Annotated in this window: 10 protein-coding genes; 4 read left to right on the top strand and 6 right to left on the bottom strand. The window is 61.1% G+C overall.

What is annotated here, in order from left to right; all coding sequences use genetic code 11:
- Window positions 1–24 precede the first annotated feature (24 nt).
- Window positions 25–384: a hypothetical protein gene (locus KDL09_RS23925; RefSeq protein WP_294391025.1), complete on the top strand. Its 360-nt coding sequence runs from the start codon at window positions 25–27 to the stop codon at window positions 382–384.
- Window positions 385–410: 26 nt separating this feature from the next.
- Here KDL09_RS23925 and KDL09_RS23930 read toward each other — a convergent pair whose 3' ends face one another.
- The 3 genes from KDL09_RS23930 to KDL09_RS23940 form a co-directional block, all read right to left on the bottom strand.
- Window positions 411–1,535 (bottom strand): Ldh family oxidoreductase, encoded by a 1,125-nt coding sequence (locus tag KDL09_RS23930; protein WP_294391027.1) that lies wholly within the window; start codon window positions 1,533–1,535, stop codon window positions 411–413.
- A gap of 98 nt (window positions 1,536–1,633) precedes the next feature.
- Window positions 1,634–1,984 carry a hypothetical protein gene (locus tag KDL09_RS23935; RefSeq protein ID WP_294391030.1) on the bottom strand — a complete coding sequence of 117 codons (351 nt, stop codon included), beginning with the start codon at window positions 1,982–1,984 and terminating at the stop codon, window positions 1,634–1,636.
- Window positions 1,985–2,117: 133 nt separating this feature from the next.
- Window positions 2,118–3,437, bottom strand: a complete 1,320-nt coding sequence (locus KDL09_RS23940; protein ID WP_294391035.1) for a nucleotide sugar dehydrogenase — start codon at window positions 3,435–3,437, stop codon at window positions 2,118–2,120.
- 94 nt (window positions 3,438–3,531) lie between these two features.
- Here KDL09_RS23940 and KDL09_RS23945 point away from each other — a divergent pair, with 94 nt between their 5' ends.
- The gene (locus KDL09_RS23945; RefSeq protein WP_294391039.1) at window positions 3,532–6,588 is read left to right on the top strand and encodes a DUF3604 domain-containing protein; all 3,057 of its coding nucleotides are present in this window, start codon (window positions 3,532–3,534) and stop codon (window positions 6,586–6,588) included.
- A 295-nt stretch (window positions 6,589–6,883) separates the two neighbouring features.
- Window positions 6,884–7,396 carry a hypothetical protein gene (locus tag KDL09_RS23950; RefSeq protein ID WP_294391042.1) on the top strand — a complete coding sequence of 171 codons (513 nt, stop codon included), beginning with the start codon at window positions 6,884–6,886 and terminating at the stop codon, window positions 7,394–7,396.
- Here KDL09_RS23950 and KDL09_RS23955 read toward each other — a convergent pair.
- From KDL09_RS23955 to KDL09_RS23965, 3 genes are all read right to left on the bottom strand, one after another.
- Window positions 7,344–8,231 carry an MBL fold metallo-hydrolase gene (locus tag KDL09_RS23955; RefSeq protein WP_294391045.1) on the bottom strand — a complete coding sequence of 296 codons (888 nt, stop codon included), beginning with the start codon at window positions 8,229–8,231 and terminating at the stop codon, window positions 7,344–7,346. The two genes, KDL09_RS23950 and KDL09_RS23955, sit on opposite strands and share 53 nt — an antisense overlap.
- Before the next feature lie 68 nt (window positions 8,232–8,299).
- The gene (locus KDL09_RS23960; protein WP_294391048.1) at window positions 8,300–9,214 is read right to left on the bottom strand and encodes a thiamine pyrophosphate-dependent enzyme; all 915 of its coding nucleotides are present in this window, start codon (window positions 9,212–9,214) and stop codon (window positions 8,300–8,302) included.
- A 43-nt stretch (window positions 9,215–9,257) separates the two neighbouring features.
- Window positions 9,258–11,048 (bottom strand): 2-oxoacid:acceptor oxidoreductase subunit alpha, encoded by a 1,791-nt coding sequence (locus tag KDL09_RS23965; RefSeq protein ID WP_294391051.1) that lies wholly within the window; start codon window positions 11,046–11,048, stop codon window positions 9,258–9,260.
- A 198-nt stretch (window positions 11,049–11,246) separates the two neighbouring features.
- Here KDL09_RS23965 and KDL09_RS23970 point away from each other — a divergent pair, with 198 nt between their 5' ends.
- Window positions 11,247–13,628 (top strand): DEAD/DEAH box helicase, encoded by a 2,382-nt coding sequence (locus KDL09_RS23970; protein ID WP_294391053.1) that lies wholly within the window; start codon window positions 11,247–11,249, stop codon window positions 13,626–13,628.
- Window positions 13,629–13,664: the final 36 nt, after the last annotated feature.

Consider the following 13,664-nt stretch of genomic DNA (forward strand, 5'->3'; position numbering starts at 1 on the left):
GGCGGCATTCCCAATTTCTAACGCGTGACCTGCGAACTCGCGCCGAAGGGCATCCTCGACCGCATCAGTGTCTCGCCGAGCGAGACGAAGATCTGCTTCGAATATCAAACCGGCTTCAAATACGCGTTTCCGGGCCGCACGCTCTACGTCGCGGACTTCGACGTGAGCACGCGCACGATCACGAACCTCAAAGCGTTTGCGAACGCGGAAGGAAAGAAGGTGTGGTTCGCCTATCCACGCTTCACGAAAGGTGAGTCATCCATCGTCTATCACGCCGGAGGCAAGCTGTTCCTCTACTCGCTCGCGGACGGCTCGACGAAACAAGTCTCCACCGACGGCAAGGCCGACTACCGCTACCCGCACGGCGAAGCCACGCCGAACTGAGGCGTCGCCTCGCGATGCCGGATGCTTTAAGGAACCTCGTAGGTGCCGAGGGCCGCGACGTCGAAGCGGGGGGAGCCGATTTCGTCGGCGATTTCGTTGAGGGCTTCGACTTCGGCGGTGCTGAAGAGGAGGCCGCCGGCCTTGGCGGTGTGGGCGGCATTCTGCGCCTCGGGCTGGCCGGGGAGCATGCAGTTCTCGTTGCCGTGACCGAGGATGTCGTCGATCACCGCCTTGACGTTTTCGGAGAAGCTGCGGCCGTTGGAGAACAGACCGGTGCTGATGGCATCAGGATGGATGACTTGGAAGTAGAAGGATGAGGTGCGCTTCTCGCCGGCGGGGAATGGCTTCGATTTGATGTCGGGATGCGCGCCGCCGCCGCGCAGGGTCGGCAGACCACCGCCGATCATGCCGCCCATGATTTCGATGAGGAGGGAGAGGCCGTAGCCTTTGTGCGCACCGAAGGGCAGCAGCCACGCGGCTTCGTTGGCGTCGGTGGTGGGCTTGCCGTCCTTGTCGACCGCAGCACCGGGAGGCAGCGGTTTGCCTTCGCGCTTGAGCTGCTGCACGCGGCCCATGGCGACGGTGGAGGTAGCCCAGTCGATCACGACGGGGAAACCGCAGGCGTCCTGCGTGGGCAGGCCCCAGGAGTGCGGATTGGTGCCGAGCACGGGGAACTTGCCGCCGAAGGGCACGACCTCGCCGAGCGTGGAGGTGCAGTTCGTGTAGGCGATGTAGCCCTTCTTCGCGGCGTCCATGACGTAACCGCCGCCCCAGAGATAATGGAAGGCGTTGTCCACGCTGACCTGGCCGATGCCGAATTTGTCGGCCATCTCCATGCAGCGCTCCATGGCGCTGAAGGCGACGCTTTGACCGAGCTTCAAGCGGCCGTCCCAGGCCTCGCTGGCGGCGAAGGGTTTCTTGATGACTTCAATCTCCGCGCCGGGTTTGCAGCCGCCTGTGCCGCTGCCGTAAAGATGGTCGAGATGCAGGGCCTTGATGGCGTTGTGCGTGCGAATGCCATGCGCGCTGGCCATCTCGCAAAACCGAGCTCCATCGGCCGCCTCGGCTGCCGTGTAGCCGCGATGCTGGTAGGCGGCGCGGACGAGTTCGTTGTGAGCTTCGGTGGGAACGATGTGATAGGTGGTTGGCATGGTCATCGGATGATGTCGAGACACGCGCATCGCGCAAGAATCAGAAATGCAGAAGGCTCCGCCTTTGCAGACGGAGCCTCCCGGAATCGAAAAGGCGGTTACTTGCCCTTGTGAACGCTGTGGCAGGCTTTGCAGTCGATGGCCTTCTTGAACTCAGCGGGGCCGGCCGCTTCCTTGGCCTGCACTTTCTTCAGGGCGCCGATGACCGCGGCGGTCTTCTCCTCCCATGAACCGGCGTCGCCCTTGGAGGGTTTGGCGCCCTTCATTTCCTCGTAGGATTTGAGCAGTTCGGCCAGTTCAGCATCGCTTGCCTCGCCCTTGCCAACCTTCTTGGCAATGGCGTCGTCGGGCTTGTGATACTTTTTCATAGACTGCTTGATGATGGCATCAGCCGAGGCGGAGGCGATGCCAATGGCGAGACACAGGAGGGTGAGCGCGGTTTTCTTCATGGGTGTGTGGTATGATGTCGATGGCTGCCAGAGATTTTCGGGCCAGCGGGGCGGATTCAATCGGGACACGCCCTAAACCGCAATTAAAAAAAACGAGCTGCTTACTATTTGGAGTAAAAAGAGCCCGCGAATCTCACCAGCAGACGCCTTCGTAGGCCCACGACAGTAACTTCAGTTCAGACCATCCGTTCACGTCGATGACCGACTTCCCTGCCCAGGCAACCCTGCGCAGCGACTCGACGTCCGCACATTTCTGGGAGGCGACGATTACGTCGCTCTCGCGTACGACCTCCTCGGCGCTGGAGCACAGCAACTGCGCCAGATGCGGCATGCGACGCTGGATTTCAGCCTCGTTGGCACCGATGAGACGCGTGAGATTGATCGACGGATCGAAAATGCGGAGCTGGTAGCCGCGTCCGAGCAGCGTCTCGGCGATGGACACCATCGCGCTGCCACGCATGTCATCGGTATCGGCTTTGAAAGCGAGACCGAGGAGACCCACGCGACGCGAATCCTTCGACGTGATCTGTTCCAGCAAGGCATCGAGGTGTGCCTGATTCGATGCAATGACATGATCGAGCAACGGCAGGTTCACGCCTTCGATGCGGGCCAGGCCGCTGAGCGCGTTCACATCTTTTGGCAAACATGAGCCGCCGAAGGGATTGCCAGGCCGCAGATAGTAGCGTGAGATGTTCAACCGCTCGTCGTGGCAGACGACGTCCATCACGCGCGCGCCATCAACACCGAGATGCTTGGCCATGCGGCCGATCTCGTTGGCAAAGCCGACTTTGAGCGCGTGGAAGTAGTTGCAGGAGTACTTGAGCAACTCCGCGCCCTCCCATTCGAGGATCTGTGCGTTCGCCCCGAGGAGTTCGAGCGCTTCGTTTGTCGCCGGGGCCTTCCCATCATGGGTGCCGACCGCGGCGAGTGAGGGATCACGAAAATCGCGCACCGCCGTGCCTTCGCGCAGGAATTCAGGACAGCAATAAACGTTCAGCAGGCCGGACTCGATGAGGTCGGCAAAGAACTCGCGCACCATCGAACGCGTGCTGCCGGGAAGCATCGTGCTGCGCAGAAGAATCGTGTGCGCCTGCTTCTTCTCACGAATCGCCGCGGCGATCTGAGCGCACACATTGCGGACGAAATCGAGATTGAGTCTGCCCGCCGCCTGAGAGGGTGTGCCGACACAGATGATGCTGACTTGCGAGGTTTGGACGGCTTCCGCGGCATCGGTGGTCGCATGCAGTCGGCCTTCACGCTTTGCAGCCTGCAGCAGTGACTCCAGTTCCGGCTCGATGATCGGCGAGATGCCCGATTTGAAGGCATCCACCTTCGCCTGCTGCACGTCGGCGCCGGTGATGTGATGTCCCTGCTCCGCCAGACAGCCCGCCGTGACCGCCCCGACATAGCCGAGACCAAAGATGCTGACGTGGTGCGCGCGGGAAGGTGCCATGAGGGAAATCAAGCATGCTCCCGCCCCTCAAACAATCTTCTTCCCATTCAGAAGCGAGATTGGCAGAATGACTTCGTTACCGCCCCTTCCAGCCATGAAACACACCCTCCTCACGCTCTCGTTGCTTGGTAGTTTTGCCGCTGCGGCAGACATAGGCCTTTTGATTCAATTTGGCCTCGGTGACACGGAGTCGACCGTCTGGGACGGCTCCATCACGGTTTCTCCCGGCGAAGTGAAGCGTGTCTCCGGCTATCGCTTTGAACAGAAGGATGCCATCGTGAACAAGACTGGCTGGAAGGCTTCCACACGCACGCCGCAGGGCGCGGTGAAGCCGCGCGGCAACAATCCGAAGAAGCTCGGCATGGCGAAGCAGATGGGCCCCATCTTCGAAAACGGCGTCTATGTGAGCCTGCAGGAAGTGACGGCGGACAGCGTGATCGAACTGACGACCGCGCCGGGCAAGGTGAGCTTCAAGGTGGGCGATGTGAAACGCGGCGAGGTGCTGCCGCTGATGGACGGACGCGTGGCCGTGCGCGAGACCGCCTTCACGCTGCGCCAGATGTCGCAGGAGCGCACGGATGATGATTTCCCGGCGCTGGCCGCCGGAGCGGAGGGTTCGTTCCTTGTGTATCAGAGCTACACGCCCGGGATTGACCGCGATGAACGCGCCAAACGTCTGGAGGCGGAGCCCGAGGATTTCTCCTTCCTCGCCAAGCCGTCCGGTGGCGACCAACTGTGGCTTCATGCCCGCAAAGGCAATGCGTGGACGGAGGAGCGCATCGCGGTGACTGAACCGGGACGCGACATCTACAAATCGTCCGTCACACTCGACGGCAAGGACAGCGCGTGGATCGTCTGGAGCGAGCGCGTGGACGGCAACTTCGACGTCTTCGCGCGTCATTACACCGGCGGAAAACTGGCCGATGTGGCGAAGCTTTCGGATTCCAAAGGCAACGATCTCTGCGCCGTCGCCGCCACCGCTGCAGATGGCACGGTCATGGTGGCGTGGATGGGCGCGAAGGACGGACTCTTTGCGATTCAGACACGCTCGCTGCAAAACGGCCAGTGGGGCGAAACGAAGACGATCTCGCAGAATGCCGGCAACTGCTGGAACCCCGCCATCGCCGCGCACGAGAACCGCTTTGCCGTGGCGTGGGACACCTATGCGAAGGGTGACTACGACATCTGGATGGCCTTCAGCGATGGCAAGCCGCAGCCCATCGCCACCTCACCCGACTACGAAGCACGTGCCTCGGTGTCCTTTGACAAGGAAGGCGCTTTGTGGATCGCCTTTGAGAAGAGTGGGCCGACCTGGGGCAAGGACTGGGGCGCTTACGATGGCAATGACGGCATCGGTTTGTACAAGAACCGTGAGATCGGCCTCGTCGTCGTCAAGAATGGCGAACTGATGGAACCGGTCGGCAAGATCGCCGATGCCCTTCCGGGTGCGACCGCCCGCGGCCCACGACAAGGCAAAGGCAAGAAGAAGGCGAGCGCCGATGAGCAGGCGCCAGCTCCGCCGAAGAATCCCGAGGAGGCCGACGGCGTCGCCTTCCTGCAACCTGCGCTGCGCAAAGGTGCGCCCGGTGCGCATGCGGAGGCCACTGGCCCGCAGACTTACAACAACCTCGGCCGCCTGCTATGCGATGCCGAAGGACGCATGTGGGTCATCGCACGCACGCGCTTGAACAGTTTCCGCGGACCTGTCGGCAGCACCTGGGGCAGCGTGGCGGCTTATCTCGAAGGCGACGAGTGGGTCGGACCGATCACCATTCCGCACAGCGACAGTCTCCTCTACAACCTTCCCGCAGTCGCCTCGGGTCCGAAGAGCGTCTTCATCGCCCACAGCAGCGACCATCGCATGGACCGCATGGCCGAGTTCAACCGCGCGCGCGATCCGCGTGGCAAAGGCGGCAACGCCGCGCTGGATGCGAGCAAGGATCCCTTCGACAACGATGTGTATTTCAGCCGTCTCACGATGACCGGCGAAGTGAAACCTGCGGAGTTGCAGCCGCTCGCTGAAATGCCGAACGCCGACGCTGCACCCAGCAAGCGAACCCAGGCCGAACGCGCCGAACTCGCCGCCATCCGTGGCTATCGCGCCAAGGTGGACGGCACCGAACTGCGCATCCTGCGTGGTGAATTCCATCGCCACACGGAGATCAGCGGCGACGGTGGCGGCGACGGTCCGCTGGAAGACATGTGGCGCTATGCCATCGACGCCGCATCCATGGACTGGATCGGCAACGGCGACCACGACAACGGCAACGGCCGTGAATATACCTGGTGGCTCACGCAGAAGACGACGGACGCCTTCATGCTGCCGGGCGCCTTCACGCCGATGTTTAGCTACGAGCGCAGCGTGAGCTATCCGGAAGGCCATCGCAATGTTGTCTTCGCCCAGCGCGGTGTGCGCACCCTGCCCCGCCTGCCGATCAGCGATCCACGCGTGTTTGAACCCGCGCCGGACACGAGCATGCTCTACAAGTATCTGCACAAGTTCAACGGTGTCTGCGCCAGCCACACGAGCGTGGGCACGATGGGTACCGACTGGCGCAACTGGGATCCGGTCGTCGAGCCGATGGTCGAAGTGTATCAAGGCGCCCGCCAGAACTACGAATACCCAGGCTGCCCGCGCTGCCCCACTAAGGAAGATGCCATCGGCGGCTGGGAACCCGCCGGCTTCATCTGCAACGCCTTCGCCAAAGGCTACAAGTTCAGTTTCCAGAGCAGCAGCGACCACGGCAGTACGCACATCAGCTACGCGATGGTCTATGCCGAGGAATACAATCGCGAGGGCATCCTCAAGGCCATGCAGAAGCGCCACACCTACGGCGCCACCGACAACATCATCGCTGACAGCCGCTGCACCGCCGCCGATGGCAAGGAGCGCATGATGGGCGACGAATTCAGCGTCCAAGGCGCGCCCACGATCACGCTGAAGCTGATCGGCACGATGCCGTTCGAGAAGGTCACGATGATCAAAGACAACGTCGAAATTCCCATCGAAGCGCCGAAGGAAAAAGAGATCAACATCACCTGGACCGATCCCAAGCCCGACAAAGGCAAAACCAGCTACTACTACTTCCGCGGTGAGCAGACGAACGGCGAGCTTGTGTGGGTCTCGCCGATGTGGATCACGTTGGAATGAACGTGAAATGACGAAACCAGAATGGCGAGCCGAGCGTGGCGAGACAGACTGCCGTTGGCAGCCCGAAGGGAAGCGCAGCGCATCAATGACGAATGACTGCATGAAGTGCGCGTTGCTTCCCTCATTCGTCATTCTGTCATTGCTCATTTGTCATTCCGCGTGCGCCCATCCAGCTGATCAAAGCGAGATGCGCGTACGCCCATCGCCGCACCAATTGGAGATCCGGCTGACGTTCAACATCCTCACCCTGACGCGCTTCGTAGGCATTGATGCCAACCGGGACGGCAGTCTCAGCATGACTGAACTGGACGCGGCACAGCTTGCGATCGTCGAGTATTTGAACCAGCACATTCAGTTTGAGATCAACCAGCAGAAGGCGGCGCTGGGCAGGCAGGCGCGGTTTGAATATCTCTGGCCGGACCCGATGAAAACTCCACCGATGTCGGAATACGAGTATGCGGCAAGGAATGTGGATGTGACCTTCACTCATAGCATCACAGACCGCCTGCTGGAGGACTTTTGGATCGGCTTTGAGATCTTCGAACAGACGGGCCCCATGCAGACGATCCGCGGAATCTACGAGCAGGACGGACAGATCGAAGAGGTGCCGTTCAGTGTTCAGGAGCCCGAGTATCTTTACGACACCGGCTTTGCTGACGACCCGTTCGTTCAGGAGGCGGAGAAGAAACCCGCACAGACATCGAACCAACAGGTGCAATGGCCGTTCTGGCCGGTGTTTCCGGCTCTGGTGGCGCTCATCTTCCTTTTTCGCAGAACAATCGCACGCCATCGGCGCACATGGCAGTGAGATTGGCGCTCTCGCACTTTTGCCAGAGAGCCTCATCGCCCCCGGCCCGCATGGCGATCTCGTGCTCGTCGGCCGCATAGCGTCGGCGATTATCCTCCTCGCTGACACCCGAACGATAATCTGCGGCGACGCGCGCATAGACTTCGTTGATGCGCGCTCGGTAGGTGGCAAGATGCCACTCCACGTCGTCCACGCGTCCATAATGTGTAAGGTAGAGCGACTTGAAGCCAGCGGCGGCCAGGCGATCCACCGAATGGATGTACGCGTCCGGATCGAACTGCGGCGGAGCTGCGGTTACGGAGATGTAGTGGTTATTCTCGAGACGTGCACCGGCCACATCGCCGGTGAAGCACACATCGCCTATGACGAAAGCGTGATGATGGCGCGCATGGCCGGGTGTGTTCCAAGCCACGACCTCCACATCGCCGAACTTCACCCGTTCTTCGTCCTGCAGGGGGATGACCAATCCGGCCGGCGCCGGCAGCATGCAGCCCCACAAGGCATCCGTCTGATCGCCATACACCATGCGTGCGCTTGCCATCAGTTTGCTGGGATCGATCAGGTGACGCGCAGCGTTCGGATGACAGTAGATGGTGGCACCAATCTGCGCCCACCACCCCGCAGCGCCGGCGTGGTCGAGGTGGATGTGCGTCACAAAAACTTTCTTGATGACTGATTCATCGACACCCGCATCCCGAATGGCGCTGCGCAGTGTTTCCAGCGTTGATCCCGGACCGGTTTCGATCAGGGCGTACTCGCCTCCACTCTCAACCAAGTAAGCGGCGATAAGCCCCGGGACCCCAAGGAAACCAAGATCAAGCGTGTGAATGCGCATGAAACATGAAAAGCCGACGAACGCCGGCTTTCCACAGATTTATTGCTGTTTGAACGATCGAGGCGGAATCAGCGCATCATTTCGAGGCGCTTTTTGAGGACCTCCTTCTGGGACAGTCCTCCCAGCTTGGCCTGCGTACCGTCGATCCACTTCTGCTCCATGGCGTTCTTGGTCGGGCGATCGACTTCGTAGTAGACGCCAAACTTTCCAGGGGAGGGCAGGTCGGCCATTTTGAAGGCGGCCACGTCATCCTTGGTGTCGTGCTGAGTTTCGTCGATGATGTCATACACGCCGCCTTTGCGCGGGGTGCTGTCATCGAAGGAACCTTCGTAGAACATCACGCATTCGCTCAAGCACTCAACGACGCTGAATCCGTCGTGTTTGATCGCACGTTCGAAGACGTCCATCATGTGCTTCACCTGCGCCGCATGCGTGCGGGCGATGAAGGTCGCGCCGCTGGCGAGAAGCTGCTTCATCGGATTGATCGGACGGTCGATGGCGCCGGTCGGGTCCGTCTTGGACTTGAATCCCTGCGGGCTGGTCGGGCTGGTCTGCTTCTTCGTCAGACCATAGACGTAGTTGTCCATGATGACGTAGGTCAGCTTGATGTTTTTGCGGGCCGCATGATTGAGGTGATTGCCGCCGATGGAGAAGCCGTCACCGTCACCGCCGAAGACAAACACATGCACGTCAGGACGGCTGAGCGAGATGCCCGTGGCAAGAGGAAGCGCACGGCCGTGGATGAAGTGAATGCCGTGGCTGTTCACGAAATACGGGAAGCGCGAGGAGCAGCCGATGCCTGCGACGCAGACGATCTTTTCGTGCGGGTATTGGAGCTTTTCGAGCACCTTGTAAAAGGCGGCGAGCACGGCGAAATCGCCGCAGCCGGGGCACCACGTCGGATGATCGGCGGTGAGGATTTTTTTCGTGAGTTTGCCGTCGGCAGGGACTGCGGCGGGGGCTTCCAGAGTGGTGGAGGACATGATGGTGGGATGCAAAAAGGGTTGGAGAGAACGGGGAGGTGAATCAGTTCGCGGCCATGACTTTTTCCACGCCGGTGACGATTTCACGGATGCGATAGGCAAGGCCGTCGGTCTTGCAGACTGACTGGATCTTTGGCTCGGCGTAGGCCGCGCGGAGCAGCATGGCGAGCTGGCCATGGCCATACACGCCGTAGTCGTTCATCTCGACGACCACGACTTTCTTGAACTTGGCCCACAAACGGTCGAGCCCGGCGGGCATCGGGTGCAGGTGGCGGATGTGAGCCGCTCCGACCTTGTGGCCTTCGGCACGCAAACGCTCCACGCTCTCCTTGATCGGGCCGTAGGTGCTGCCCCATCCAATGAGAAGCACATCGCCTTCCTGGTCGCCGTAGATCTCGGGCAGCGGAAGACTCTTGCTCAAGTCGATGAGCTTGTTGCGGCGTTTGGCCGTCATCGCGGTGTGCATCTTCGGACTGCCGGACGGATGGCCGTATTCGTCGTGCTCGAGACCGGAGACGTGAGGATACTTGCCTGCAATCTTGGTGCCGGGAGGCGCATGACGCGTGATCTTGTCGAGCGGGTACGGTTTGAAGTCAGCCCCGCGATCGGACAGATCCAGTCCGGGTTCCACCCAGCATTTGTCGAGATCCGGCTCGGTGAAGGCCTCGATACGGCTGCTGAGCGCCTGGTCACTGAGAATGATGACCGGGCAGGAATACTCCCGCGCAAGCCTGCCAGCTTCGAGCGCGATGTAGAAGCAGTCTTCCACGTCCTGCGGAGCGAGCACGATGCGCGGGCAGTCACCGTGACTGCCGTAGATCGCCTGAAGCAGGTCGGACTGCTCGACGCTCGTAGGAAGGCCGGTGGAGGGTCCGCCGCGCTGGACATTGATGACGATGAGCGGGATCTCCGCCATGCTGGCATAGCTGAGCGCTTCCATCTTCAAGCTGAGGCCTGGGCCTGCACTGCCGGTGACGGCGAGATGGCCGGCATAAGCGGCACCAATGGTCATGGCAACAGCGGCGAGTTCGTCCTCCGCCTGCACGTAGATGCCGCCATACTTGGGCAGTTCGCTGCGCAGCGTTTCCATGATGCTCGACCAGGGCGTGATCGGATAAGCGGAGCCGTAGCGCACGCCTGCGGCGATCAGTCCCATGGACATCAGCGTGTTGCCGTCGGTGCTGAGACGATGCTCGTCCTTGTGTTCGCCTTCCTCAAAAATGAAGGTGCCGATGTCGCCGACAGGATAAGCGTAACCGGCATCAAAGGCCAGCATCGCGTTGCGCAGCACGCTTTCATCCTTCTTGCCGAACTGACGCTCCACGATGCCTGCGAGCTTGTCACGATCGAGCTGATACACAGCGCAGAGCAGACCGAGCACGAACATGTTCTTGCCGCGGTCACGGGCACTGCCGCCGATGGCCTCGATGGTGGCGGCGGTGAACGGAATGCCGATGTGATGAATGCCGCGCTCATTTTTGAACTCGGTCACTTCGGCGCTCTCATACAAACAGATGCCGCCTTCACGGAGGGATCCAATGTGGCTGTCGTAGCTGTGCTGATAAAAGGCCACCAGAACGTCTGCTTCATCGCCTGCGGTAAGCACATGCCCGGAACCGAGGTGAAGCTGGAAAATGGACGGACCGCCCGAGATTGTGGACGGAATCGTCATGTAAGTCATCACATCGTGCTGGGTGCGGCCTGCGAGGCGCGCGAGGAATCCTCCGATGGATTGGATGCCGTCCTGAGAATTTCCAGCGAGGCGGATGACGGCGTTGCGCAGGGTACTAGACGGGGCAGACGAGGCGGGAGCAGAGGCTGTGGCGGTTGACATGGTTGGATGCGGGCACGGAGGACCCGCGGGTTGGTGACTGAAGGAAACGCGATTCTAGGGGGTCTTTTGCAGTCGTCCATCGTGATGAGCGGCTTTTTTCTGGCGAAGGTCCACGGGGTGCCTCTTCGATCAAAGACCTTGCTATCTCCCCTATTGATGGGACTATGGCCGCCCTCAAAACCCCCGGGGGACCGTTTTATGAGTACACACACCTTCCCAGAACTGGGAATCGCCCCTGAGCTTCTCGAAGCCGTCAAATCTCTCGGATTCGAGCAACCCTCGCCCATCCAGGCTGAGGCCATTCCCGTGGCCTTGACCGGACGTGATGTCGTGGGCCAAAGCCAGACCGGCTCCGGCAAGACCATGGCCTTTGGCATTCCTGTGGTCCAAGGTGTTGATGGCTCGAAGCGCCACGTCCAGGCCCTGATCCTCTGTCCCACCCGTGAGCTCGCCATGCAGGTCTGCGCGGAGATCCACAAGCTGGCCAGCTTCAAGGAAGGCGTGCGCGCCACGCCGGTTTACGGTGGTGCCTCCTATGATCGCCAGATTCGTGCCCTGCAAAGCGGGTCCCAAATCGTCGTCGGCACCCCCGGACGTATTCTCGACTTCATGGAGCGCGGCCTCATCAAATTCGATGGACTCAAGGCCCTCGTGTTCGACGAAGCCGACGAAATGCTCGACATGGGCTTCGCCGAGGACATCGACCGCCTCATGGCTGCCGTGCCGGAAGAACGCCAGACGATCTTCTTCTCCGCCACCTTCGAACCGCGCATCCGCCGTCTCGTCGAAAACTACACGCGGAACGCCGCCACGATCACCATTCAGCAGAAAGCGCTGACGGTTTCCACCATCGAGCAGCGCTACTACGAAGTACAGGGCCGCTCGAAGCTCGAGGTCCTATGCCGCGTGATCGACATCGAGGCTCCACGTCTCACGATTGTCTTCGCGAACACCAAACGTGCCGTCGATGACGCTACCGATGCCCTCGTGGCCCGCGGTTACGCCGCCGACCGCCTCCATGGCGACATCAATCAGACCATGCGTGAGCGCGTGATGCGCAACTTCCGCAACGGCAACGTCGAAGTGCTTGTCGCCACTGACGTGGCCGCCCGTGGTCTTGACGTCAATGACATCGACCTCATCGTTAATCTGGAGCTGCCCTACGACGCTGAAGACTACGTCCACCGCATCGGACGTACCGGTCGTGCCGGTCGCAAAGGCAAGGCTGTCAGCCTCGTCGCCGGTCGCGAGATCTATCTGATGCAGCGCATCCAACGCTTCATCAACATCCGTGTCGAACGCGCCCGCGTGCCTTCGCAGGAAGAGCTCGAAGCCACACGCGTGGACAAGACCTTTGAGAAGGTCAAAGCCGTGCTCGAATCCGCCAGCTACACCTCCCACGAGCACAGCATTCAGCGACTGCTGGACGCCGGATTCACCGCCACCGAGATCGCCAGCGCCCTGATGGATCTTCTCATGAAGGATCAGGTCCGCGAGACCGAGCAAATCGTCGAAGATCGCACGGCAAAACGATACGAAGCTCCCCAGCGTGAGTTCAAGCCACGCCCGCAGGCTGTGGAAGGTCGTTCAGCCACGCCAGCACCAGCCGCTCCGGTTCAGGTTGCCGAAACACCAGCGCCCGCTGCTCCTGCACCTCAAGTGGAAGCTCCGGCTCAGGAACAGCCCGCTGCATCGGAAGCACCCATCAGCACCGAAACCACAGTGGCGGAAACGCCCAACGCAGATGCGGTGACCGCTGAAGCTTCCACTCCTTCGGCTGAATCCGCCACGAGCGTACCGGCTGTGGAAGAAGATGCCGGTCCGACCAATCATCAAGCCACTGAAGCCGCCCCTGCCCCGGCTCCAAGACCCGCACCAGCCAAGTTCGACAACGAATACGACACCTCCGACGACGAACGCCCGCTGCCAAAGAGACAGAGCAGCTACGTCCAAAAAGGCCCGCGCTCCGGCATGGTGCGTCTGTTCATCAATGTCGGCGGCATGGACCAGGTGCGCCCACAGGACATTGCCGGCATGCTCTACAACACTATTCAAGATCTCCGTCCCGGCAGCATCGGCGCCATCGACGTGCTCGAGAAGTGCAGCTTTGTTGAAGTGCCGGACGACTCCGTCGAGGCCGTCCTCGAAGGCGTGAAAGGCGCGGCACTGCGCGGGCGCGACGTTCGCATGGACTTCGCCGATCGTCCCGATGACATCAGCGGCGTTCGTCCAAAGCGCTTCGGTGGCGGTGGCGGATTCAAGAAGCCCGGCTTCGGCGGTGGCTTTAACAAAGGCGGCTACGGTGGCGGCGGTGGTGGTTTCAAAGGCTACGGCGGCGGTGGATTCAAGAAACCCGGCTTCGGCGGTGGTTATCAGGGCGGTGGAGGCGGCGGCTTTAAGAAGCCCGGCTTCGGCAGCAAACCCTGGCAGAAACGCGAAGGCGAAGGTCCCAGCCCCGGTTATGGTGGCGATGAAGGCCCGCGTCGTGAAGATGCTGGCGGCGGCTATGGCGGCCCTCCCAAGCGCCCCTTTGGTGGTGGCAACCGCTTCGGCGGCGGTGGCTTCAAAAAGAAGTGGTAGCGGAATCCGCTGCGCATTCGCGGTCCCGCATTTGAT

The sequence above is a fragment of the Prosthecobacter sp. genome (assembly GCF_020439865.1).
Classification (GTDB): Bacteria; Verrucomicrobiota; Verrucomicrobiia; order Verrucomicrobiales; family Verrucomicrobiaceae; genus Prosthecobacter.